Here is a 25200-nt window from a genome sequence, read left to right on the forward strand (position 1 = left end):
TAGATCCGACCGGCTTGTTTTGGCTTACGCACTTTTTTGATTAGCTGCTTGTTGTTTCTTTTTCCGGAGGTGATACAGTCCGAATAGTCCAAGGAACCAAACCGGTGTCAGCAACAAAGCTGGACGTGTATCGTCAGCAAACAGCATGACGACGAGAATGACTGCAAACAATCCGAGTACGAGGTAATTGACGAGTGGTGTCAATGGTGCTTTGAATGTCGACGCTGCATGCAATTCCGGATTTTGTTTCTTGTACCGGAGATGACAGACGAGGATGACACCCCAAACCCAGATGAAACAGATCGCACTGATCGTCGTGACGATACTGAACGCTTGTCCTGGTAACAGTTTACTGAGCAAGGCACCGACTGAGACGACGATCGTCGAGACGAACAAGGCGTTTGCTGGGACATGGTTTTTGTTCAACTTCGAGAACTTTTTCGATGCTTGCTGTTGATTTCCCAGGTTATACAGAATCCGGCTCGTCGAGAACATTCCGCTGTTACATGCAGAAGCAGCAGATGTCAGTACGACGAAGTTGATGATTCCTGCTGCGAGTGGAATCCCGATCAGACTGAATGTCTTGACGAACGGACTTTCTGTCGCACTTAATCCTGTCCATGGGTTGATCATCAAGAGGACGAGTAAGGCACCGACATAGAAGAATAAGATCCGAAGCGGAATCTTATTGATCGCGGATGGGATGTTCTTCTTCGGATCCGCTGTCTCCGCTGCGGATACCCCAACGAGCTCAACACCGACATAGGCAAAGACGACCATTTGGAACGATAGCAGGAATCCAGTAATTCCGTTTGGCATCCATCCACCATGTGACCAGAGATTCGATACCGTCACGGGACCAGCGTCTGTTTTAAAACCAATGGCGAGTAAGACGATTCCGACACCGATCAAGGCAAGGATCGTCACGACCTTGATCAAGGCGAACCAAAACTCGAGTTCACCGAACAATTTAACGGTTAATAAGTTAAAACCAAGTAAAATCAAGAGTGCAAGAACGGCTGGAATCCATTGCGGGATATCAAACCAATACTTGACGTACAGACCGACAGCGATAATGTCCGCCATCGCTGTCATGATCCAGCAGAACCAATACGTCCAACCGGTCACGAATGCGGCACGTGGTCCGAGATAATCTTCTGCGATATCCGTGAGTGACTGATAACCTGCTTTTGACAATAACAATTCCCCAAGTGCGCGCATGACGAAGAAGATCGCGATCCCGACGAGTAAGTAGGCAAAAATGATCGATGGTCCGGCGAGTTGGATCGCTTTTCCTGATCCTAAAAACAACCCTGTTCCGATCGTTCCACCAATGGCAATCAACTGTACATGACGATTCGATAAATCCCGCTTTAATCCTTGCTGTTCCAAACCTGAACTCCTCCTTGTGATGGTTTCTCTACGCTTCAGACCGTTCTGTCGGTCCTGAAAAAGAAAAAAAGAGACTGGACGAATGTCCAATCTCAACAAAATCAAAGGAATAACCCATACACGCCACTACGACATTCCATGAATGCCCGTCGCTGCATGTGATTACTCTTCTGTCCGTTTGCCTGAGATTGTGAACCCTTCGGCGCCGTGTCGACACGGTCTCTCCAGAAGCTGCTCCTGCCATAGTGTGACCCATGACAATCATAGCTTTCTCTTTATTTGATTATCCGATGCGTCGCTGCATCGATGAATTGTTTCTAATTCTAGTAATCTCGACAGCGTTTGTCAACGACTTTTTCAAAATGATTTTTCAATCTATGAAAAGGACTTTACCATCTTTTCCAGAAATCATACAGCACGACTTGATCACGAAAGGATGAAACATTCATGTCGACGATTTACTTGATTCGCCACTGTGAAACGACTGGTCAAGCACCGGAAGCCCCGTTAACACCTCGTGGAGAAGAACAGGCGCAACGACTGTGTACGCAGTTATTTGAGCTTCCAATCACACATCTTATTTCGAGTCCGTATCGCCGAGCGCTCGACTCGATTCAACCACTTGCGACTGCTCTGAAACTACCCGTTGCACAAGAAGAGGACTTAAAAGAACGACGGTTAAGTGCTATTCCACTTGACGATTGGCAGGACCATCTTCGTCGAACGTTCATCGATCCAGACTATACGTGTCCTGGTGGTGAATCTAGCCGGATAGCAACTAAGCGCATCACGCGTGTCGTTGAAGAAGCGTTGCAACAGCATGATGGTTCCATTCTCGTGACACATGGGAATTTGTTATCTTTATATCTGCATTCGATTGACCCTACGTTTGGATTCGAAGAAAGTTTACAGCTGAAGAATCCGGATATTTTTAAGGTGACACGTATTCAGCAACAAACAATCGTCGAACACTTGGAAGCTTTTTGAAAATCTATTCATTTTAGGCATATGACTTGATATAATCTATTCTTTTTACTTATGAAAAGCATAAGAACTATCTATTTTACTTCCCTTCGAAACGGCTTTATATTAAACGAATTGATAATAAAGTTAAGTAGTTTTCGATTCAGGTATGAAACGGAACTTCAGAAAAGAAGGGATTTTTATGTCTACCACAAAAAAAGGCTATTTCATGATGATCGTCCTCTGGTTCGCCTATGCGACCTTCGCCATGAACTGGGTTGCAGGTTCGTCGTTGACGCCACAAATCACGGCGCATTTCTTCGGCAATCAGACCGTTGACCCCCTCATCTCACAACTCGTCAATTATTCGATTACGACGGCGCGTGTCTTCGCCAACATTCTCGCCGCGCTCATCTTGATGAAGCTCGGTCCGAAAAAAGCACCGTTACTCGCACTGTTCTTCCTGATGATGTCGATTGTCGCCATCTACCTGCCGAACTACTGGGCGTATACGGTCGCTCGCATGGTCATGGGACTCGGTGGTTCAATGGTCATCGTCTATATGAACCCGGTCGTGACACGTTACGTTCAAGATCCGGCTGAAAAATTACGCATCAACGCTTTCAATACTGTCTCCTATAACGTCGGTGCATTCGTTGTTTCGCTCTTGTTCACCTTGTTCGCTGATCAATTCGTCAGTGACTGGAAACTGACGTTGACGATCTTCGCGAGTCTGACAGCGATCCTCTTCTTCGCATGGTGGATCGGTAGTGAATCGTTCGAGTTGAACGATGCTCCGGACGCGGACGAAACGCCTTACGGTTACGGAGATGCTGTTCGTGATCCATTCCTCTGGAAATATGCGGTTGCTTTCGGCGGTTTCCTGACGCTCTATATCTTATCGCTCGTTGGCTTGAAACCTGTGTTCGATACGTACACGCAGTTGAACGGTTCGCTCGTCAATCTGCTAGTCTCCGGTGCCGGAATCGTCGGAACGTTCGTTGGTCTACGGATCGGTAACAAAGGAACACCTCGTAAACCGATTCTGTTGATCAGCGGGACGGTCATGATCGCGAGTTTCCTCGTCACGGTCTTGTTCGGAAACATCTCGCCACTCGTTTCGTATGTCTTTGCGTTCATTTCCGGATTTGCGATGTACATCCAGTATCCGATCTTCATGAACTTGGCACACGAACGAAAAGGGATGACACCGCAAAAGATTACCGTCTTATTCGGTCTCTTCTGGGCAATCGCTTATGCGACGCAGACGATCTTTACGATCATTTGGAGTTACGCACTCGGCCATGCGGGATATACGGTCTCGATGATCGTCTTCTTCCTCTGCTGTTCCGTGTATCTGTTCTTTACGTTCTTCTTACCAGAAACAAAACCAAAACGGACGAATGCCTGTGAAATCGATATCGAGTCCAAGCTCTTCCAACAGTTCCCGTTGCGCTGCCATCTGACTCGTATCCCCACTAATCGCACTGCCTCCGACCGTCACATCCCACATGTTCGGCCAACCAGATTTGAACGGTTGCCGTTGTTGGACGAGCATCTCTCCTTTGGCGTTAAAAACACAGACGTGAATCGTCATGTGATAATCGCCGGCTGTATGTGGCGTTCCCCGTGTCCAGAGCCGTCCTGTTTTCTTACGATCTGCTGTGTATACGTCCCACTGTTCCATCCTAAATCATGCCCCTTTTAATCAATGAAAGATGTAGAGTTTGAACTTTCCTCCGCCTTGACGCAATCAATCGCGACGACGAGGGCGATCAACAATTCTTCCATTGCTTCATCTTCGACTTCAATGATGTACTGATCGGTCCAAGAAATCCATTTTTTCTGCACGCGACCAATCCGTTGTCCCTGTTGTAGAACTTCAAAATCGACATCCCACCAGTCACCCGTCACTTCGAACTGATCCGAGTTAATCGTATAGCGGTCCTTGAAGAAGGTAAGCTCTTTAATAATTTCAAATGATTGCCCTGCTGCTTCGACATAAAAGACCGGTCGGAAACTGAACGTTTTCTTCTCGATTTCGGCGACGACTTCTCCGTTTCGGTTCGTTACGGTAAAGGTCTTCGGTAATTTCATAAAACTACCCTCGATGTGATAGGCATCGTGCCCTACCTCGTCTTGAATCGAGAATCGTCCACGTAAACTGAACGCTTTTTCTTTCATATAGAGTGTATGCATACCGGTCTCCTCCTTTAGTGTATAGTCTCATTTACGCGATCATCGACGGAAAAGATTCAATATCTGGAAATTATCGTTTGTGTCCGGAATTTCGGTGGTATCAACTTACATATCACGAATCTACGGGAAAGAAGGAATTTTGATGTCTATCGATACGATTGTTCTCTTCATTTTACTCGCCATCGCCCTGTTGATCATACTTGTCCCACCGCTTCTTCTTTGGCATGTCTGGCGCGCCGATCGTCGTCAGCAAGAACACGCGGTCCTGCGAAACTTCCCTGTCCTCGGAAAAATGCGCTATATCCTCGAGAACATGGGACCGGAACTCCGCCAATACTTATTTCTCAACAATAACGAAGGGAAACCCTTCTCCCGTAATGAATACAAGACGGCCGTCCTTTCCGGCAAATATCAAAGTCGGATTCTCGGTTTTGGATCGGAACGTGATTTTGAAGAAGCTGGTTTTTATGTACAAAACGCCCTCTTTCCAACGAATCGTCAGGAATTACGCATCGACCAGTCGGAACGTGTCGACACACACATCTATCAGATTGACCGCGATGAACTATTTACACGTAAAGAACATCTCGTTGCGAAGCAAATTTCACCATACCTCTTAAAAGAGGAGGATGCTCCGGTCATTGGCGCGACGACCTGTCGGCATCCCTATCAAGTGAAAGGACTGATCGGTCAATCCGCGATGAGCTTCGGGGCACTCGGTGACCGGGCGATCACTGCGCTCTCGATCGGACTGGGTCGCGCTAAAGGCAGCTGGATGAATACCGGTGAAGGTGGGCTATCCGATTTTCATCTAAAAGGTGACGTCGACATCATCTGTCAGATTGGTCCCGGTCTGTTCGGTGTCCGAACGGAAGACGGTGACTTTTCGTTCGATGAGTTCCAGAAAAAAAGTGAGTTACCGCAAGTCAAAGCCTTCGAACTCAAGCTCGCCCAAGGGGCTAAGACACGCGGTGGTCACCTCGAAGGATCAAAGGTTACGGAAGAGATTGCTGCTGTCCGGAAGGTCAAAGTCGGTGTCGGCATCGATAGTCCGAACCGCTTCAACGAATTCACGACACCAGAGACGATGCTCGACTGGGTCGAACGTCTACGTGAGATCGGCGGGAAACCGGTCGGAATCAAAGTCGTCGTCGGTAATCTTGAAGACATGCGGCAGTTGATTGCTTATATGAAAGAATCCGGACGTCATCCGGACTTCATGACGGTCGACGGAGGTGAAGGAGGAACAGGCGCGACGTTCCAAGAACTCGCGGATGCTGCCGGTCTACCACTCTTTTCCGCCTTACCGTTCGTCCACCAACTCCTGACGGAAGCTGGTTTACGCGACAAGGTCAAAGTGTTTGCGTCCGGTAAGCTGATCAGTGCCGATAAGATTGCGATAGCTCTCGCCCTCGGTGCCGACTTCGTCAATATCGCACGTGGTCTGATGTTTAATGTCGGCTGTATCCAAGCGCAAGTCTGTCACACGAATCACTGTCCGGTCGGTGTCGCGACGACCGACCCGAAGCTGCAAAAGGCGCTGATCGTCGACGAAAAAAGTTTCCGCGTGACGAACTACATCATTTCGTTACGAGAAGGTCTTTATAACCTGACGGCGGCAGCAGGACTCGTCTCGCCGACGGAACTTCGCCCCGAACACGTCATCTACAAGGACGAAGCCGGACACCTGATTCCGGGACCGGACTGGATGACACGGCATATGATGGATCGCTCTCTTTCCTCACGGTAACGAATAGCACTCACTTGCACTTTTTAGCCAGAGCGCTTAAAGTGTATAGTTGATGAAATTCTTTAACCACACATGTGCATTACCTTAAGGAAAGGGTTTAATATACTATGAAAAAGAACTTTTGGCAGGACTTACCACGACCATTTTTCGTCTTAGCACCGATGGAAGACGTCACCGACGTCGTCTTCCGCCACGTCGTCGCGAAAGCGGCGCGTCCGGACGTCTTCTTCACGGAATTCACGAATACAGAAAGCTATTGTCATCCGAAAGGCAAGCAGAGCGTCCGCGGACGTCTCGAGTTCACGGAGGATGAACAACCAATGGTTGCTCACATCTGGGGCGACAAACCGGAATATTTCCGCGAAATGAGCATCGGCATGGCAGAGATGGGCTTTAGCGGGATCGACATCAACATGGGCTGTCCCGTCCATAACGTCGCCGTGAACGGTAAAGGCTCCGGCTTGATCAATCGTCCGGAAGTCGCGGCTGAACTGATCCAAGCTGCAAAAGCGGGCGGTCTCCCAGTCAGCGTCAAAACGCGTCTCGGTTATACGAAGGTCGAAGAGTGGCACGATTGGTTGCGCCACATCCTCGAGCAAGATATCGCGAACCTCTCGATTCATCTCCGGACACGTAAAGAGATGAGCGCCGTTCCAGCGCACTTCGAATTGATTCCGGAAATCAAGAAGTTACGCGATGAGATCGCACCACAGACGTTACTGACGATCAACGGGGATATCAACGATCGCCAACATGGTCTTGAACTCGTCGAGAAATATGGTGTCGACGGTGTCATGATCGGTCGCGGGATCTTCCACAATCCGTTCGCGTTCGAAGTCGAGAAAAAAGAACATTCGAGCCAAGAACTCCTCGATTTGTTACGTCTGCAGCTTGATTTGCACGATCATTACTCGGCTCAATTTGAGCCCCGTCTCTTCAAACCATTACGCCGGTTCTTCAAGATTTACGTCCGCGGATTCCGCGGCGCGAGTGAACTGCGGGTCAAATTGATGGAGACGAACTCAACGGACGAAGTGCGTGCCTTACTCGACGCCTTCGTTGAAGAAGAAGGGATTCACGAGGTCAACTCGTTTTCAATCTAACAGCAAAGCACGCCTCCTCGTCTCGAGGAAGCGTGCTTTTTCGTGTCACCAGTGTTCAACGGTTTGTCGCGTATCCGCACACCACTGTTCAAAGTCAGACTGATGCGTCAGCAACAGAAAACGTCGTTTGCCGAGTCGCCGATCGAGACGTGCGATGCCACGGATGAAAGGATGTGGATGAACGAGCGCTTGTTCAAAAGGAAGATTCGGATACTGCAACAAGTCTTGCTGCATCTCATAGTTCTCTAGATATCCGTCCTGTTTGACCTGTCGTTCGATCTCAGTGGATAACGCATGCGACTGCTTCAACCAGTCGGACTGCCATAACGATCCGGCTGGTTTTTCCGGTAACTGTGCAGCTTGTAACGCGTAGCGCCGATCGACTTCCCGTTCGAAGTGAAAGTCGTCTGCTCCGAGAATTTCTTCTCCGTCAAACGTCACCCAGACGCGACTAGGACTATCTTGAATCCGGTAGACAGCTGCATGAAAAGCAATCCGTCCCTGTAACGACGGGGCAAGCAGTTGCTCGACCCGTTTTTTGATGATGGAAAACTGCACGCAATCCGTCCTTTCCGTCCGGCTAATCTAATCAGCCGTTCTTCATATGAAACGATTCCGCAAGCGTAAACGTCAACTCTTTTAACTCGAGACCACCGAGTGCAAAGTAGAGTTTTAAATAGTTGTGCGGGTTGAAGACGAAGACGTCCTTCGTCTGGCTGACCCACTCGCCGTTCGTTCCGTTGAAGGTGAAGGTTGCGACCGGCATGTTGTTCGCAAACAACGTCACCGGCATTTGCGCCAGTTCACCGGCGTTCGAACGTGCCGTCAACGTGACCTGATACATCCCTGTCTCTTCTGCTGTGACAGCGAAGACGTGACTGCTACCTGTCGTCGTCACGACGTCCGTTAACGGGAACGCATCCCCACTGACGAGCCGTTGGTGCGAGACCGCTTGATCTTCGAGCGTCTCTTCTTCGACCGGTGCCCCGAGAACTTCGACCGGTGATCCTGTTCCCATCACGCGATCCATGACCGGTGACCGAAGTAAGAACTGACAGATGTTCGCAGCACTTCGCAATAACTCGGAACGTCGAAGTGTCCCATCAGCGAGAGCCGTCAACGTATCATCCTCGAACGGATTCGTTCCTGGTTCACCGACGACCATGTAGAGATCGTTTTGCGAACGGACCATCGTCGCTGTTTGCTGACGATTTGCTTCCGTTCCTTCGGCGTTGATCTTCGCCCACCAGTCAGTCATGACGATTCCATCAAAGCCCCACTCATCGCGCAAGATGCGTGTGTTCTGATCATATAAGCCGGCAGTCCAAATCCCATTGACGGCACCGTACGTCGTCATGATCGAGTACGCTTTCCCGTCCTTGACGGCCATCTCGAACCCTTTCAGGTACAACTCACGTAACGCCCGTTCTGATACGATCGAATCCAGATCATGCCGGTGGAACTCTTGGTTGTTGGCACTGAAGTGCTTCAATGTTCCCGTCACACCAACCCGGTGCATCCCGTCGAGCTGTGCCACAGCCATTTTTCCAGTCAGATACGAATCCTCCGAGAAATACTCGAAGTTCCGTCCGTTGAGTGGATGACGGTGAAGGTTCATCCCTGGTCCAAGCAACGTATCAATCTCGTTCTTCCGTAACTCGAGACCTGTCATCTCAAATAGATCGGCAATCAACGTCGTATTAAACGTCGAGGCAAGCAATGTTCCGTTCGGTAACGAGAAGGCTTTCGTCCCGATGTCCATCCGGATTCCGGACGGACCATCCGCGCAGCAGCCTGCTGGAATGCCGAGTGCTTCGAGTTCTGTCGTCACGCCACCGAAGGCGCCCGCCGTTCCCGGTGTGACGCGCGGTGAGTTCATCCCTTCCCCCCGGACGATTGCCGCGAGATCCGCATTCGTCAATTGATCGAGGAACGTCTCGAGCGTGACGCGCTCTTCTTTAACATCGCGTAACTTCCAACCGGCATCTTCCGTCTGCGTCCGGTCAACGGGACGCTCCTGTTGACGACGCTGTTCCGGATCGATCGTCCGCAGTGGTGTCGCTTCATATATCACCGTATATCCCGTTTCGGTCGCTTGTGGTTTGATGCGTTCAAACGCCGTCACCGGTGCCATGTTCTCCGTTAAGACATCCGTGACGTCAAGCGTCTCGACGGAATGGCTTGCGACTGGAACCGCCGACCGGACGTCCGTTCCGAGATAGAGCTGATACGTGCCGGGTTCGACGACATAAGACGACTTATGCCCGGTAACGCCACTATCGTCATAACTCGCAAACGAGGCGAACGGTACGACGAGTGTGAGAGATTCTTGTTCGCCTGGTGCGAGTTCTTTTGTCTTGCCGAACGTAACGAGTTGACGCGTTGGGTTCCCAAGTTGTCCTTGTGGTTTCTCGAGGTATCCTTGTACGACTTCCTTCCCGCTCGTCTGACCGGTATTCGTAACCGTCGCCGTAACCGTCCAAGCATCAGCTGACGTCGTTACGTCTGTCGTAAGGTCAAACGACGTATACGATAATCCATAACCGAACGGATACAAGACCGCTTCCGGTGCGAACGTCTCGAAGTAACGGTACCCGACATAGATGTCTTCTTGATACAACGCGCGATCGGCATGACCGAAGTATGGTGTCGACGGATAATCATCGAGTGAACGGACGATCGTATCCGGTAGTTTCCCAGACGGCGAGACGCGGCCGAGCAAGAGATCACTCAGTCCAGTTCCGCCTTCCATCCCTCCTTGCCACGCGTAAAGGACAGCACTTGGCGCCGTCTCTTCGACCCAGCGCATATCGATGATATTCCCGACGTTCAAGACGACGACGGTCTGTTTGAAGTGTGTCGTCACGAGTCGGAGCATCTCCTGTTCCGTCTCCGTTAAAAAATAACTCCCTGGATCCGCCGTATTGTCGCGGTCTTCCCCAGCCGTACGACCGATCATGATCAAGCCAACATCGGAGTCAAGCGCTGCTTGCTGAACGAGTGTCGCGTCAAGCGGCATCTCTTCTTGCGACCACGGCTCGGCTGCCCAGCCTTCACCTTGGTCAAACGGATGGTCTTCAAGCCACGTCTCGTACGCCTTGAGGACGTCTGCGTTCAGCGTTACGTCTTCGCGTAGCATATCGAGCGGACTGACGACGTTCGTAACGTTGACCATCCCGCCTGATCCTGTTCCACTTTTATAGTAGTTGAACTGATTACGTCCGAAGACAGCGACCGTCGATGCGGGTTGCAACGGGAGCACACCATCATTTTGTAAGAGGACTGCCCCTTCCGCGACGGTTTGTCGAGCGAGTTTTGTATAGGCTTGCCAATCGAGTGTGTATGTCATACGTCATCCACCTTTATTAGTTAGTTTGAGAAAAGAGTCGTTTTAAGTCCTTCGCAATTTCGTCTAAGCTGTCTTCGGCTTGCGGATACAGACCGAGTTTATCAAGAAAGGCATGTTCCATCCCGCGGTAGTGGAGATAACGAGCCTTGACGCCAGCGCGTGCCAGTTTTTTCGCATACGCTTCCCCTTCAAGACGTAAGTAATCAAACTCTCCTGTAATGACGAGTGCCTCTGGTAGATCATCGAGCGTCGCGAACAACGGTGAGATCCGTCGATCCGTCGAATCACTTGCTTGAACATACCATTGCTCGAGGACACCTTCTTCATCTTGAAGCGACAAAATGATCCGTTCGAGTAACTGCGGTTCCGTTTGTCGGTCATACGCTTCAAGCGTCCAGTCATATTCCGAATTTGGATGTTCCCCAACGTTGACGACTGGATAATACAAGACTTGATAGCGGATATACGGTATCGGACGCTCGCGGTCGAGCAAACAACAGACCGTCGCTAAGTTCCCACCGGCACTATCACCGGCGACAGCGATTGCACCTGGATCAATCCCAAGTCGATCAGCGTGCTCGACTGCCCAATCGATCGCTGCATGACAATCCATAAGCCCTGTCGGAAACGGATGCTCTGGCGCCAATCGATAACCAACGGACAAGACGGCGACGTTCCCTTTATCGGCTAATGCCTTACACGGATTCTCGACCGTCTCGAGCGTGCCCCCGAAAAAACCACCGCCATGGAAATAGACGACGAGCGGGATTGGACGCGCCGCTTCCGGACGATACAGCCGTGCTTCGATCGTGGTACCGGGTCTTGGGATCGCGAGGACGTCCGTTGAGATTTTTCGAGTCGTCACGTCTTCGTTGTCCCAACCCATGCCGGCACGCGCCAATTCAACTGGCGACGCCCCTTCTGGCATCGAGACCGATGGACGCTGCGTGAGAACGACCTCACGGACACGCGGATCGAGTGTTCCCGGAGTCGAGACGTCAGGAATCGGCTTATCGACGATTTCAAGTCCGTCTTGATGAATGGATGAACTATTTCGTAACGTTCGTAGCAAATCTTGCATCGATACGGTAGACAAATGGATCGCTTCCTTTCTTGTCAAACTGCTATCGAAAGCGCTTTCGATAACTACTAAAAAAATTTCGAATGCCTCTTTTTCAAAAAAGAGACCGCTTACATCACAATATACCTGTCTTTGACAGGAGAAGCAAATGTTTCACCTAAAAAAATCAGCGCAGTCGCCTGCGCTGATCCTCATCGTAATTGTTCTTGTGAAACGATCGTAAAGCCATCGATGACCGTGTCTTCCTCGACCTCGATCAACAAGCAGCGTTTTCCTTGGTAGTTGACTTGTTTGACGTACTTCAAGTCTTGCGGACTGATCGCGATGTTCGCGACCTTCGTATTGATTTTAATCGATTTCGCTTCATAGTTCGGGACGATGTTACTCGCTTTCATCTTGTATGTCGGATCGTCGACGACCGTCTTGAATGCCCGTTCGACTTGTTCTGTACTGACGTCTTCGACACCGCTTGCCTTGAGGACACGCTCGACTTCCTGAACGTCGAGCATCGGTACTTCTTCTTCATCCTGATCCTCTTCGACGACGATCAACTGATTGATGTTTTCATAGACACCAGCTAACGTCTTCGTATCCATCGATTCACCCACGACTGATTTGACGATTTCCTCGAAGATCGCTTTATCCTCATCTGCCGTGACGATCGGTTGACCGTTCAAGACGTTTTCAAGGAAGCCAAAATCCGGTTTATTCGGCTTGCCCGCCGCATACAAGACATGATTGACGTCTGCTGCGTTGTCGGTGAAGGTCGGGAAGAGAAATCCACCGATCGGCGATGCCAGTTTGATGACCGGATTGATGAATAAGTTCGACTTGAATTCGCGTTCGACAAAATCAAAGACGAGTGATTGTTTCGGTAACTCCGTTAAGTTAAGGCTGCCGAGAATGAACGGTGTCGTATAGACGTCGTCATTCGGATCGATCTCTGTCTCATCTGCTTGGCGCTTCGTCGTTTTATAGTATTGTCCGCGAATGAACGTGACGACGAGGTCATTCTCGTACTGGACGTCTTGAACCATCTTCAACGCCATCGTCTGCATCTGTTCGACCCAGTCCTCCGGCTCTTCCGCATACAGTCCTTCGTAAAGGAGCTGCTGCGTATGACCCGTCTCCCCTTCTTCCGGATGCGTGAACTTGACCTCGAACAGCTTGACGTCGAGTTTTCCACCTAGTACCTTCTTGAAGTTCGCAAGGAACAGCTCCTGTTGCTCCGGATCAAGCAATGGAAACGGTCGGGCTTCCTCATGATAGATTTCACTCGTCTCTTTTCGAATATAGACGTTGTAGATTTCATGGATTTTTAGTAAATCGGCATCCATCTTGAAGTGACGACGGATGTCGGCGATGTCTTTTTTATTCATGCATACCAGCTCCTCGAATCATTAAAATCCTGCTTCCTGAAAAGCGTACCATATGCGAGATGACCCGACATCTTTTAGAAAATCAATGCGCACGGAATGAATACGCGCGTGTGACAGGATTAACGATCTCATATTCATATTCCTGGTGGGCAGCGCGAGCTTGCGCGATACAATTTTCTAGTTCTTTTGTGTTGAAATAACGTTGCGCTTCCGTCAACGTGCCACTTACGACTAAAAAGATACCGAACACGATCAACCATCCTCTGATTCGTTCGTTCATTATGTAGTCCCCTTTCTTCTCCACCTAAATCCTAACATCAGACCCTTCTATATAATGACAAAAGTTTAATTTTAATAACATTTACACGATATTCATTTTTTCCTAAATAAGTGATGCCATACTAAAAATTGTGAAGGGTGTCTTCACATCATCTCGTCTCATACATAGGAGGAATGACACGTGTTCAAAGCCATCAAGTCCATCGTCATCACTACGCTCGTCTGCCTGACCGCTTTCCAATTCGATACGACGTCTGTTTCCGCGTTACCATCGGGCATCTCATCGAAAGCGACGGCCCAGTCTCAACTCGATGCCTTAACGGTTAAAACAGAAGGCAGCATGACCGGTTATTCGCGTGATTTGTTCCCGCACTGGAGCAGTCAAGGAGGCGGCTGTGATACACGACAAGTCGTCTTAAAACGTGACGCTGATTCATATGTCGGATCGTGCCCCGTTACATCTGGTTCTTGGTATAGTTACTATGACGGACTGACATTCACGAATCCGTCTGACCTCGACATCGATCACGTCGTACCGCTTGCGGAAGCATGGCGTTCAGGAGCAAGCAGCTGGACGACGACGACACGTCAAGCATTCGCAAACGATTTGACAGGTCCGCAATTGATTGCTGTCTCTGCAAGCTCGAACCGTTCAAAAGGGGATCAGGATCCGTCGACATGGAAGCCGACACGGGCAGGTGCGAGCTGTGCCTACTCGAAGATGTGGATCAATACGAAGAGCCGCTGGAACCTCAGCTTACAATCGAGTGAAAAAACAGCGCTACAGACGATGTTGAACACATGTACATACTAAAAAGGAGTCGATTCGATGGAAACGAAAACCTCTACCTTTACTGCCACACATGGTGTTATGACGCAAGAAGTTGGTGTCATCAGCGGTGAACTCGAACTCCGGACGACTTGTCAGGAAAACGGAACGTTGGAACTGAAGATTGCTTACGTCGGGGCGATAGACATCTATACGTTACCTGGCAGTTATCGTGTCCACGATGTCCGGGATCATGACGTCATCCATCAGATGCTCGTCAATGTACTGGAGCGAACATAATGAAAAACAGACGCCGTCCAAGTTAATGGACGGCGTCTGTTTTGTTCTCAACTATTTTAAATGAGATTGTTATTATTTGGTTCATCACCATAACGCTTGGTCGTTAATTTAACGACCCTCAAGGCGCTGCATCCAGAAAGACAGAAGTGACTGCTTTCGCCATCCCAGGTGCAAAATCACTGACTACAGAACGAACACCTCCCAGTACATCTTGGAGCACAGCCGTAATCGCCGATACATCCCGCCCGAGACGATGGATAGAAGACGTCCAGCCTTGGCATCAAGAATGATTTTCGCATAGTGATGTCCTTTTCTCGTGGCGAACTCCTCGATAAGGATGTGTATCACCTGTCCCACTGTATCGACTGAAGCGTACTGATAAAACAACCGTTCCACAGTCGTATAAGGAAGTTCATATTCACGTGCTACATCTGAAATCGTCCGGCCATGGCAACGTGGCAGCAATGAGAACGCCGATGACCTTCTGCATGAATTCTTCCCAAAAGGAACGAACTTCGGGATGGTTGACTCAGCAGAACTAGATTACGCACTCTCTCGAATCAACAATCGTCCACGAAAGTGTCTCAATCGGAAAACAGCATACGAGGTCTTTTCTGAAGAAGTGTTGCTCTTAATTTGACAAACCGTCCCAATAGAAAAGCAGATGGTTTTGAAATCCATCTACTTACTTAGTATCATTTCGTCTTACTCGACCACAATCCAATTCAATTGTGACAAACTTTGCTTGAGTTCATTCAATTTTTTCAATCTTTGTATGAAAAATATCTCAATCTCATCTATGTGGTCTTGTGTACTTAAGAAATGCGTCAAAGATTGGTCAGCGTACAACATAAACCAGTCATTTCGCTCTTCTGGCGCTTCATAGACCCATCCTTCATTCACTTCTGCGAATTGTTTGAATGCATCCATCAAAATTAATCTGTGTTTACTGTTCGGGTGAACCTCTATATAGACAGACACTTCTGGATAATCAGCTTGTTCAAAACTAAATCCGCAGCCGATAAATTTCCAATCACTTTGATCATTTTGAATGACGTACCGATTATAATCACGAAGTTCAATCGCACGATTCCCCCATGGTTTCGGCTTTCCAAATAAATTCGTAAACATGTGCATCGTCTTTTCGTTGAGACATTGATCTAACATCGAAATGGTTCTTCCTAAGTTTTGAATCGCATATACATCTTGAGGTAGGAATGTTCTTGATTTATTCAATTCAATATCCTCCATATATTTGAGCACTTGTTTGTAGTACAAATCCTGTTTGTTATTTTCCTGCAGCATCATGTAAAGTTGAAACCATTGCAATTGAAAGAACTTGGTTGAGAATGTAGCAACTTGTTTGGGATCAAAATATTGAGTGATATAAAACAGGTATGTCGAAAATCCTTCTTCTTCACTTTGCTCAAGATGTTCTCGATAACGTTGCAATTGATGATGTCCTTCGCCGCTACCTAACTTATTCTCGATAAATACAATGTGTGGAGTTTCCCTTTCACTAAACGTGATGACGAGATCGGGTCGACTGTCAGTATCATGTGTGTGTAGTTTATTATACGTTTTTTGTGTATATGCCTTCACATGACTAATTTCATACAAATTCACATTTGCAAACCGTTTAAAAAAATTCGTCAATAAATCCGGTTGTTCGAAAATCGGAGCAATGATTTCGGTCAAATAATCTTCGTAGGGATTAGATTCAGATTGACGTAACAGGTTATAGATTTTCGAATACGATGACAACATCAGCTTCGCTCCCTTCGCAGAGTTTTAGCATTTTACCAACATATATTAAAACATTTTTCAAAAATCTTTACCGTTAGTCCTTTAGAATACGGATACATTATATATTTCAAAAATACATATTCATTTAATCCATTTTATTCTATGGTAATCCAGAAAGGAGAATAACGTCGGACTATTCCATTAGTCAAGCTACCAAAACGAATAATTCATCCATTTCTCAATTACGCTATTATGATAATCAAGGACTCTTGCCTTTTCTAAAGCGTATCCCAAAAGGAAATCGTATCTTTGATGAAGATGCTATGATTAAACAACACGAAACCAATGTTATCCGTAAAATGCGTGAAACAGAAGAGTGCTTAAAAAATCCAAGTAAAATCACCCGGCTAGAAAAAGAATTAGATAAGTAAGTATGTTGTCCCCCCTAAGCTACATTGCTTAGGGGGGACAGTTTATATGTGTTCAACAAAACTAGCTTGTCACATTTAATCTATTAATCTTACTTAAATTAGGGCAAGCTCATTGTATTTGATTTAAGTGATATGGTCCATTTCTATACTCACTTCATTTTTCCTTACATCTTCATTTGAATAGGAGATAGAATTCAATCCAATTAATTCAATACCATTCTTTCTTTAAATAAAATTTAATAGATCTGTCGAATAGTGATCATAATGATGCTTCCTGACTTTTGTGTAGAAATTTACTTATGATACGGCTCATTCCGATTAATCCGGTACGCCCGATAAATCTGTTCACAGAGGATCATCTTCATCAACTGATGCGGGAATGTCATCTTCGAAAACGAGATTGTATCATTTGCACGCTGCATCACTTCTGGTGCAAGACCGAGTGATCCACCGATGACGAAGGCAATCTTGCTCTTGCCGTATGTCGCGAGTTGATCGAGTTCTTTTGCGAACTGTTCACTCGTCCGTTGTTTTCCTTCGATAGCAAGTGCGAGGACATGAACGTCTGGTCCAATCTTCGCTAAAATCCGTTCGCCCTCTTTTTTCTTCACTTGCGCCATCTCCGCTTCACTCAACTGCTCCGGTGCCTTTTCGTCCGCGACCTCGATTTCTTGGATCGAACAGTAGGCGCCGAGACGCTTCGTATATTCGGCGATGCCTTGTTTCAAATACTTCTCTTTTAGCTTTCCGACCGTAATGATGGTAATTTGCATCTTTTTTCTCGCTTTCTGACAGAAAATTCAGGAGTTATCCACAGAGTTATCCACAAATCCACATGTTGATATTTATTTTTTGCTTGACACAAGATATGTTGCCGGTGCCTCGCAGTATTCACAGATGATGTTTTTTTCTGGATTTAGCTGATCGAGAATCGGGTATTGTTCTGTTTCATCTACGATTTCGTCGAGTGCAAGCTCGACATGCTCTAAACAAACGTACTTATCCACAGGTGGTCTCCTCCTTTCACTTATCCACATTTATCCGCTTCCAGTATAACAAATATCGACCTTCCTGACCGGAAAAGCCGCAGGTTTCCTCACCCAAAAAAACCATCCACAGGTCGGACCTGTGGATGGTTTTTCAAGTTATACCTTACTGAACGGTTGGTGACTGGGCCGACAACTTCACATCTGCTGTCTGTTTTTCACCGCCACGGTAGAACGTGACTTTGACTGTATCACCGACTTTTGCATCTCGATAGAGGACACTTTTTAAATCCGCGAACGATGCGATCGCTTTTCCGTTGATCTCAACGATGACATCGTTTGCCTTCATTCCCGCTTTTTCGGCTCCACTGTTACGGGTTAGACCAACGACGACGATTCCTTTCGTGACATCATTCGGTAATTTCAGACGATCTTCGCGATACCCGCTTGGGAATTCCTGCACGTCACGAATCTGAATCCCGAGCTGTGGACGAACGACTTCACCATTTTGCTCGAGGTCACGCATGATTGGTAACGCTTCGTTGATCGGAATCGCAAATCCGACGCCTTCAACACTTGCTTCCGCAATCTTCATCGAGTTGATCCCGATCAATTGACCGGCTGTGTTGATGAGCGCTCCACCCGAGTTCCCCGGGTTAATCGCTGCATCGGTTTGGATGACTTCCGTGTTGAAGTCTTGCTGTCCATCCTTGTTCGTATCGACTGGAACTGTCCGTTCCTGCGCACTGATGACACCGCGTGTGACGGAGTTCGCGAAAATCCCGAGTGGGTTTCCGATCGCAAGTACCGTTTCACCGGCACGTAACGTATCCGAATCCCCCAGTTTTGCGACTTGTGTCACTTTCGATGAATCAATCGAGAGGACCGCTAAATCGTACGTCGGATCTTCGCCGAGGACTTTTGCCTCGAGTGCTGTTCCGTCGGATAACGTCACAGACAAGCGGCTCGCGCCTTCAACGACGTGGTAGTTCGTAACGACGTAGGCTTTATTGCCGTCTTTTTTATAGATGACGCCGGACCCTGCACCCGTTTCCTGATCGGTTCCTTGGAACGAGCTCTGAAGGTTCGTCACGCTCACGACGGCTTCCTTCGTCTTACCGACCGCACCGACGATGTCGGCTTCATCCTCTGTCGTCTGTGTCGCAGTCTGTTCAGCTGTCGTCGACGAAACCGGAGTCGGACTCGTCATCTCATCGCGGACGAACGGCCACGCGACGAGGGCGATCAACAAGGCTCCGACGATTCCGCCGATCAGACCGACGAAAAAGGCTTTTCCGGCACCACGACGACGTGGTGGTTCTGGTTGTTCTTCATATGGTTCACGATAAGGGCTGACCGGTTCGCTCGTTGCCGGTTGACGGGGCGGGAAGCCGCTCTCATCGGATGACTGTTCGTATCGTTCGGATTCGTTCCGTGGTTCTTCGGGTCGATCCATCGACATACGCCTCCTTTATGACTCTCTTTACACAAGTATACCCCCATCGCGTGGCAAGTGAGCCAAATGTGGGGGTCTTTTGAGCATATTCAGTAATTTCCCATAATCAAAGCTTTAGGAGCGGCGTCGGAATGACCGGATCCGTGTCGAGAAGCTGAATCTTACTCAGATCGATGTCACGGCTCGCGAGCGTTTGAGAGACACTCATCCGGGCGAGTTCCTTCATGTTGTTGTCCTTGCTCAAATGGGCCATATGGATCCGTTTTGTCCGATCATTAAGGACCTCGCTCATCGCGATTGCGGCGTCCTCATTCGAGACGTGTCCGTAATCCCCGAGGATCCGTCGTTTGACGCTCCACGGATAATGTCCCATCTGGAGCATGCCGATATCATGGTTCGCTTCGAAGATATAGGCATCAGCGCCCCGAATGACACCTTTCATTCGGTCCGAGACGTATCCGGTATCGGTGATGTGTGCCAACCGTTTTCCTTCATGGGCGAACTGGAAGAACATCGGATCGGCTGCATCGTGACTAACGTTGAATGATTCGACTTCGATGTCACCGAACTGCTTGACCTCTCCGACTTCCCAGAGGAACTTCAGCGCCGGATCAATCTTACCGATCTTCGCTTCCATCGCTGCCCATGTCTTTTCATTCGCATAGAGCGGGATATTGTACTTCCGCGCCATGATGCCGACGCCTTTGATATGGTCGGAGTGCTCATGGGTGACGAACAGACCATCGATGCCATGTGGCGACCGGTCGATCTGGTCGAACAAGGCGAGCATCGCCTTGCCGGTCAATCCCGCATCGACGAGCAAGCGGGTCTGTTCACTTTCGATATAGAGGGCGTTCCCCGTCGAGCCACTGGCCATGACGCTGTAGTGTAGGCTCATCGTGCATTCCTCATTTCTCTGAGACTGTATCCAATCGTTCGACGGTCTGGACACCGCCATCAATCGCATTGACGAAATAGACTTCTTCATTATCGAGCTCGATTTGCCACGTCGGCGGCAGGATTTGGACCGATTCCGTGCCTTCCGTGACGAGACAGAAATAACCGAGCTTGTGACTCGTCAACCGCTTCGATGCCGGGAACAAGCCTTGCTCCGACAACTGGACGATTGCTTCACTTGCCGATAACAACGTCACGTCCTGCGCTTGCCGGACGACCTTGTTCAAGTGGCGTTGTTTGTAGCTGACGATTTCCTTCGCATCGTTGAGCTGCAAGACGAGCAGGGACGGTCCGATCATCGCATCGTCCTCACGCGACTGCTGTGGTGTCGAATAGAGCGGCTGTCCCTTATACGTCTGAACGAATGTCATCTCCTGATACTTACTATCATACTTCCAAAATGTATATTCGGCACCATATCGAACTGATGCTTGAACGAACGATGAAGCAGAATCCCGCATCGTCTTCGCATCGAGTCGATACGGTTTCGTCAACCGGACCGACCACTCGACATCGTTCTTGACGGAGGCGACCGCGTCACGAATCGGTGAACTCGCGAGTGGCGCTAGCGTCCGCGCATCGACTTCGGCTGTTAAATAGCCGATGTCTCGCGTAACCGGTTGTAGCTTTTTCTCATCGATTTGACGATCCTTCAAGATCGATTTACCGGTCGCACTCGTCGCGACGATCCGCGGCTCGACCATCCGGTCCATCAATTGAATGGCGAGGTAGACGTTCAGGATCAAAAAGGTCAGCATCAATAAGGTCTTCGCTTTACTCCAGTCCATTCATCCTCACCCCTCATTCCCGACAGCTTGATTGATCGATTGCCAGACACCGTCGATCTTAATGAACCACGTCGGCTCAAAGACGGCATAGCGGCTCGTTGAAATCTTATACGTCATCTCATATCCAATCCGGATTCCACTGATCTCTTTTAAGAGATCAGCACGGCTCAGACGTTCGAGAACCGTTTCAACGGCTGGCACCGTCTCTTCCCGAAGGATCAATTTCCGCTTCGCCCGAAGCATGCTACGGCTGAGCGATCGGACTTGGTTCTCCTCATACATGATCTTCAGTGTCGCGAGATCGAACTTCGTCTGTTCGAGTAGCGGACCACTCTCCCCAAATACCGGATATCGGTTCAGATACAATCGGAACGTCGCCGTCTGTTCCTCACTCTTTTTACTCATCTGATCAAAGTAATACCGGAAACCACTACGCTGGGTATCTTGATCGAGCCAGCCCCCATGAATGTTGACATAGCTGACGAGCGTGCTGTAATCGACGGTCGAGCTTTGGGTATTCGGCGATAACGTGTTGAAGCGATAGACATTGTAGTTTCGGTCATACGTCGAAACGCTGACACCGTCCGTCAAGACGTCAAGATCATCCCGACTCTTGATTTGCTGGACGTTCGAGTTCTCGGCAAAAAAGGCACTCCGGATGCGATCGAGTGGTTTTGGCGATTGCCCGACCTCGTCATAGACGAAGACTTGCTCTAGTCGCGTCGTACCGCTCGCGACATACGTATAATCGCCACCTTTGAGTTCGACGCGTGTCATCGGTTTTTTCTTATCATGCGCGAACAGTCGCTTCAGAACCGTCTCATCGCCGACGAGCTTGAAGTCCTTCAGGCGACCGGTCGCCGACTCAAGACGGAGGATTGGTCCATCATAATCGAGTAAATAAAGCCGTTTGATTGGTTCCGAGAAGGCGATTTGTTTTTCGCCGAGTAACTCTTCAAGAATCGTCGCACTGATCGGTGTCGGGAAAATCATCTCGACACTCCGGTCACCGACCGGGATGTTATTCGCTTTATCCGTCAAGACGAGGACACCGATGTTAAACGACGCACCGATGCGGTTAAGGAAGGTCCGACCGATGATTTGTGTCTGATAGATCCCTTCCTGGTCCGAATAGACGAGTAGTTCCGGGTTGATCAGTTGGTTGCTTTCAATCGTCTTTGAGGCATCGATCTCGTTGAACGAGACCTGTTCCCGCTCGATTGATTCACTGCTTGGATGATAGGTCCAGAGCATCGCTGTCTGAGCGATCGAACCGGCGACAAGCAGGACGAGTAACAGCGAACTCCAGTGTTGTTTCTTCATCCGGCATCCACCTCTTCGATCACCTCATACGGAAGCGTGAAGTAAATCGTCGTGCCGCGTCCCCACTCACTTTCTGCCCAGATGTCGCCACCATGTGCCGAAACGACGTCTTTTGCAATCGACAGACCAAGACCGGTGCCGCCAATTTTACGGGCACGGGCTTTATCGACACGATAGAAGCGTTCGAAGATTTTTTGGAGATTCGCTTTCGGGATTCCGACACCTTCATCCTTGATGCTGATGACGATCCGTTTTGCCCGGAGCATCGTCCGGACGGTGATCGTTCCGCCTTCCGGTGAGTACTTGATTGCGTTCGTCAGGATGTTGTCTGCGACTTGGATCAATTTATCCTGATCCCCACGGATATAGACTTTCCGCTTCATGATCTTACGACGGAAACGAATCCGTTCCGGCTTCGTCATGTCATGGCGATCGAGAATCTCATTCAGGAACTGAATGTAATCGAAGCGGACCTTGTTCATTTTGTATTCCTTACTGTCCATCTTCGACAGCTGTAAAAGATCGGTGACGAGGCGGATCATCCGCTCCGTCTCGTTTTGTGTCGTCTCAAGGAAACGCGGTGCGAGTTCCTCGTCCTGATACGCTCCTTCTGCCAAGGCTTCGAGATAGCTGCGCATCGTCGTCAGCGGTGTCCGGAGCTCGTGACTGACGTTCGCGACGAATTCGCGACGATCCTGTTCGACTTGCTCCTGTTCCGTGACGTCATGCAGGACGACGATCATCCCGGTAATCGGACCACTGTGTTTCTTGACGGGCGAGAAGAATGCCCGGACGAGGAACAGTTCATCCTCACTGCTGAAATCAAGCAGACGCGGTGGCATCGTACCGTCTTCCGGAATCATGAAATCGTCACCAAGTGCCAGTAAGTCCTTCAAGTTCGTGCCGACGACGCTCGCATCGTCCGCACCGACGATATCTTTCGCTTGATCGTTCATCAAGATGACGCGCAGCGTCCGGTCCGTCGCGATGACGCCATCGGTCATGTTCTCAAGGACGCTCGTCAACTTCCGCCGTTCAGCTTCCGTCGTCGCGTTCGCTTCGAGCAACTCATCCGTCAATTCGTTGAAGGAACGAGCGAGTTGCCCGATCTCATCGTCCGAATAGACCTTAACCTTCCGCGAGAAGTTCCCGCGTCGCATCTCGATCGCTTGACGCCGCATATCGGAAATCGGGCGCGTGATCGTCCGCGACAGCAAGACACCAAGAATCGACGTGATAACGAGAGCGATGACCGTTCCGGTCGCAAGAATCCGCGTGACCTGTTGCATCTGCGAATAGATCGACTCCATCGAGGCGCGGACATAAATCATCCCGGTCGTGACGCCATCTCGTTCCGAAGTGACCGGTACGGCAAAGATTCGGATCTTATCCTCTGATTCCGGATCAAGCACGGTGTCCGTCCGGGTCGAGCTCGTTGCCTGTGCTTTTTTAATCAATGAATTCGTCGCCCGTTGTCCGACCGCCGACTGGTTCTCGTTATCCGATGTCGCCTGGATGATCGAGTCCTGGTCAATGATTTGAACTTCGAGGATGTCGTTCCTTGAGGTGGAGCCATTACTAAACTCAGACAGCAGTTGCCCTAGTGATTGGGACAACTGCCGTTTGGAGGCTTCATCATCGCCTGTTTTATCGAATTCCTTCCCGACGTTATAGGCGACAAGACCTGCCCGGTCCTCGACCGACTTCGAGAAGTTCGTAATGTACTGCTTTTCAAGGGAACGAACGAAATAGACGCCAATGACCTGCATCGCCACTAAGATCAATAAGGCATAGATGACGACGAGTTTCCATTGGATGGATTTAAAGAAGTTCGTTCCTTTTAACATCGTTATTCATTCTCCCCGTCTTGGAGATAGTAGCCGACCCCACGACGCGTCATGATATAGACCGGCGTACTTGGGTTGTCTTCGACTTTCTCACGGAGACGACGTACCGTTACGTCGACTGTCCGGACGTCACCGAAGTAGTCATAGCCCCAGACCGTCTGCAACAAATGCTCACGTGTCATAACTTGACCGATGTTTTTCGCGAGGTAGTGCAACAATTCGAACTCACGCTGCGTCAGCTCGATCTTTTGATCCTTACGTGTCACCGTATGCGAATTCGTATCGATATATAGTTCTCCGACTTTGAGTGGACCTGGTCCAACGGGTTGTGGTGTAGCTTCCGGACTCGTGTTGCGTAAATGGACTTTCACGCGGGCAAGTAACTCGCGCGAGCTAAATGGCTTCGTCACGTAATCGTTCGCGCCAAGCTCAAGACCAAGTACCGTATCGATTTCGGAATCCTTCGCTGTCAACATGATGATTGGAATCTTCGACGTCTTCCGGACTTCCCGGCAGACTTCCATCCCGTCCATCAGCGGAAGCATGATGTCGAGTAACATCAAATCCGGTTTGAACTCCTCGAATTTCTCTAATGCCTCCACGCCGTCATTTGCGATCGCGACCTGGTAGCCTTCTTTTTCTAATTTAAACTTGAGTATATCTGCAATCGGTAACTCGTCATCGACGACTAGAATTTTGCGTTCCGTCACTGGGTGTGCCCCCTTAAAAATTTCTATTCAATCTATTTTACCTGTTTTTTCGGCATATAGAAAGGTGGCGACGGAAACTCCCGGCGCCACTCTCTCTGCTGTTCGTCGTCTCACGAGAGAGGTTCCACGTGAAACACTGTATTTAGTATACCTGTTTTTGCTTCCGTTTGTGAACCATTTCGCACAAAAAACGGTGCTGACTCAAAAGTCAGTCTCGACAAAGATAGGGGTGGCAGAATGATGATCTGCCACCCCTATTCCGTAATAAAAAGAATGACGCTCACACGCCACTCCTACAGGAAAAGCGCATTGATGCGCTGTCAGAGACAAACAAGACCCGCTTTCCTGCTTAAATGAAGCAGGAAAACTGGCTTGTGTCTCGCCTGAGGAAA

The 25200-nt window shown here is 49.1% G+C and carries 24 protein-coding genes, 1 pseudogene and 1 riboswitch; of the genes and pseudogenes, 8 read left to right on the top strand and 17 right to left on the bottom strand.

Annotated features, from left to right (window positions below):
- Positions 1-24: 24 nt before the first annotated feature.
- Positions 25-1392: an amino acid permease gene (locus ASF99_RS15065; RefSeq protein WP_023469822.1), complete on the bottom strand. Its 1368-nt coding sequence runs from the start codon at positions 1390-1392 to the stop codon at positions 25-27.
- A gap of 160 nt (positions 1393-1552) precedes the next feature.
- A riboswitch (glycine riboswitch) is annotated at positions 1553-1630 on the bottom strand.
- Between the two features lie 209 nt (positions 1631-1839).
- Here ASF99_RS15065 and ASF99_RS15070 point away from each other — a divergent pair.
- Positions 1840-2379, top strand: coding sequence for a histidine phosphatase family protein (locus ASF99_RS15070; RefSeq protein ID WP_055969751.1), 540 nt, complete (start codon positions 1840-1842; stop codon positions 2377-2379).
- A gap of 178 nt (positions 2380-2557) precedes the next feature.
- Positions 2558-4063: an MFS transporter gene (locus ASF99_RS17640; protein WP_055969754.1), complete on the top strand. Its 1506-nt coding sequence runs from the start codon at positions 2558-2560 to the stop codon at positions 4061-4063.
- Here the strand turns inward: ASF99_RS17640 and ASF99_RS15080 are convergent.
- Positions 4060-4554, bottom strand: a complete 495-nt coding sequence (locus ASF99_RS15080; protein WP_055969757.1) for an LURP-one-related/scramblase family protein — start codon at positions 4552-4554, stop codon at positions 4060-4062. The two genes, ASF99_RS17640 and ASF99_RS15080, sit on opposite strands and share 4 nt — an antisense overlap.
- Before the next feature lie 142 nt (positions 4555-4696).
- Here ASF99_RS15080 and ASF99_RS15085 point away from each other — a divergent pair, with 142 nt between their 5' ends.
- Together ASF99_RS15085 and ASF99_RS15090 are read left to right on the top strand one after the other, a co-directional pair.
- The gene (locus ASF99_RS15085) at positions 4697-6304 is read left to right on the top strand and encodes an FMN-binding glutamate synthase family protein (RefSeq protein WP_055969760.1); all 1608 of its coding nucleotides are present in this window, start codon (positions 4697-4699) and stop codon (positions 6302-6304) included.
- A 107-nt stretch (positions 6305-6411) separates the two neighbouring features.
- Positions 6412-7407, top strand: coding sequence for a tRNA dihydrouridine synthase (locus tag ASF99_RS15090; protein WP_029343007.1), 996 nt, complete (start codon positions 6412-6414; stop codon positions 7405-7407).
- 45 nt (positions 7408-7452) lie between these two features.
- On the opposite strand, the gene ASF99_RS15095 is transcribed toward ASF99_RS15090, so the two are convergent.
- The 5 genes from ASF99_RS15095 to ASF99_RS15115 form a co-directional block, all read right to left on the bottom strand.
- Positions 7453-7965 carry an SF0329 family protein gene (locus tag ASF99_RS15095; protein ID WP_055969762.1) on the bottom strand — a complete coding sequence of 171 codons (513 nt, stop codon included), beginning with the start codon at positions 7963-7965 and terminating at the stop codon, positions 7453-7455.
- A 31-nt stretch (positions 7966-7996) separates the two neighbouring features.
- Positions 7997-10756, bottom strand: coding sequence for a glycoside hydrolase family 3 protein (locus ASF99_RS15100; RefSeq protein ID WP_055969765.1), 2760 nt, complete (start codon positions 10754-10756; stop codon positions 7997-7999).
- A 16-nt stretch (positions 10757-10772) separates the two neighbouring features.
- A complete protein-coding gene (locus tag ASF99_RS15105; RefSeq protein ID WP_235515957.1) occupies positions 10773-11852 on the bottom strand; it encodes an alpha/beta hydrolase in 1080 nt (359 codons plus the stop codon).
- Between the two features lie 176 nt (positions 11853-12028).
- Positions 12029-13216, bottom strand: coding sequence for a DUF4317 domain-containing protein (locus ASF99_RS15110; RefSeq protein ID WP_055969771.1), 1188 nt, complete (start codon positions 13214-13216; stop codon positions 12029-12031).
- A gap of 82 nt (positions 13217-13298) precedes the next feature.
- Positions 13299-13496 carry a hypothetical protein gene (locus ASF99_RS15115; RefSeq protein ID WP_050678572.1) on the bottom strand — a complete coding sequence of 66 codons (198 nt, stop codon included), beginning with the start codon at positions 13494-13496 and terminating at the stop codon, positions 13299-13301.
- Positions 13497-13688: 192 nt separating this feature from the next.
- Here ASF99_RS15115 and ASF99_RS15120 point away from each other — a divergent pair, with 192 nt between their 5' ends.
- The 3 genes and pseudogenes from ASF99_RS15120 to ASF99_RS17645 form a co-directional block, all read left to right on the top strand.
- Positions 13689-14309, top strand: a complete 621-nt coding sequence (locus ASF99_RS15120) for an HNH endonuclease family protein (protein WP_029343013.1) — start codon at positions 13689-13691, stop codon at positions 14307-14309.
- 15 nt (positions 14310-14324) lie between these two features.
- Complete coding sequence (locus tag ASF99_RS15125) at positions 14325-14564, top strand: hypothetical protein (protein ID WP_055969774.1); 240 nt, start codon at positions 14325-14327, stop codon at positions 14562-14564.
- 448 nt (positions 14565-15012) lie between these two features.
- A pseudogene (locus ASF99_RS17645) lies at positions 15013-15204 on the top strand (IS30 family transposase); the annotation flags it as partial.
- 65 nt (positions 15205-15269) lie between these two features.
- Here the strand turns inward: ASF99_RS17645 and ASF99_RS15130 are convergent.
- A complete protein-coding gene (locus ASF99_RS15130) occupies positions 15270-16331 on the bottom strand; it encodes a PD-(D/E)XK nuclease family protein (protein ID WP_055969777.1) in 1062 nt (353 codons plus the stop codon).
- Between the two features lie 179 nt (positions 16332-16510).
- Between ASF99_RS15130 and ASF99_RS17155 the strand changes: the two genes are divergently transcribed.
- Positions 16511-16741, top strand: coding sequence for a hypothetical protein (locus ASF99_RS17155; protein WP_255343809.1), 231 nt, complete (start codon positions 16511-16513; stop codon positions 16739-16741).
- 293 nt (positions 16742-17034) lie between these two features.
- Here ASF99_RS17155 and rlmH read toward each other — a convergent pair whose 3' ends face one another.
- The 9 genes from rlmH to ASF99_RS17650 all read right to left on the bottom strand — a co-directional run.
- Entirely contained in the window at positions 17035-17514 is a 480-nt protein-coding gene (rlmH, locus tag ASF99_RS15135; protein ID WP_023469837.1) for a 23S rRNA (pseudouridine(1915)-N(3))-methyltransferase RlmH, read from the bottom strand.
- 72 nt (positions 17515-17586) lie between these two features.
- Positions 17587-17748 (bottom strand): CxxH/CxxC protein, encoded by a 162-nt coding sequence (locus ASF99_RS17160; protein WP_082487265.1) that lies wholly within the window; start codon positions 17746-17748, stop codon positions 17587-17589.
- A 145-nt stretch (positions 17749-17893) separates the two neighbouring features.
- Positions 17894-19183 carry a S1C family serine protease gene (locus ASF99_RS15140; RefSeq protein ID WP_055969780.1) on the bottom strand — a complete coding sequence of 430 codons (1290 nt, stop codon included), beginning with the start codon at positions 19181-19183 and terminating at the stop codon, positions 17894-17896.
- 106 nt (positions 19184-19289) lie between these two features.
- The gene (locus tag ASF99_RS15145) at positions 19290-20081 is read right to left on the bottom strand and encodes an MBL fold metallo-hydrolase (RefSeq protein WP_055969783.1); all 792 of its coding nucleotides are present in this window, start codon (positions 20079-20081) and stop codon (positions 19290-19292) included.
- Between the two features lie 10 nt (positions 20082-20091).
- A complete protein-coding gene (locus tag ASF99_RS15150) occupies positions 20092-20928 on the bottom strand; it encodes a two-component system regulatory protein YycI (RefSeq protein ID WP_023469841.1) in 837 nt (278 codons plus the stop codon).
- Positions 20929-20934: 6 nt separating this feature from the next.
- Positions 20935-22251, bottom strand: a complete 1317-nt coding sequence (gene yycH, locus ASF99_RS15155) for a two-component system activity regulator YycH (RefSeq protein ID WP_023469842.1) — start codon at positions 22249-22251, stop codon at positions 20935-20937.
- A complete protein-coding gene (gene walK, locus ASF99_RS15160; protein ID WP_055969786.1) occupies positions 22248-24098 on the bottom strand; it encodes a cell wall metabolism sensor histidine kinase WalK in 1851 nt (616 codons plus the stop codon). The genes yycH and walK overlap by 4 nt, the downstream gene beginning before the upstream one ends.
- A gap of 2 nt (positions 24099-24100) precedes the next feature.
- Positions 24101-24808, bottom strand: a complete 708-nt coding sequence (gene yycF, locus ASF99_RS15165; protein WP_023469844.1) for a response regulator YycF — start codon at positions 24806-24808, stop codon at positions 24101-24103.
- Positions 24809-25009: 201 nt separating this feature from the next.
- Positions 25010-25200, bottom strand: a 191-nt coding sequence (locus tag ASF99_RS17650; RefSeq protein ID WP_235515958.1) for a hypothetical protein, incomplete at its 5' end; no start/stop codon positions are given.

Origin of the sequence: Exiguobacterium sp. Leaf187, assembly GCF_001423925.1 — a bacterium.
Classification (GTDB): domain Bacteria; phylum Bacillota; class Bacilli; order Exiguobacteriales; family Exiguobacteriaceae; genus Exiguobacterium_A; species Exiguobacterium_A indicum.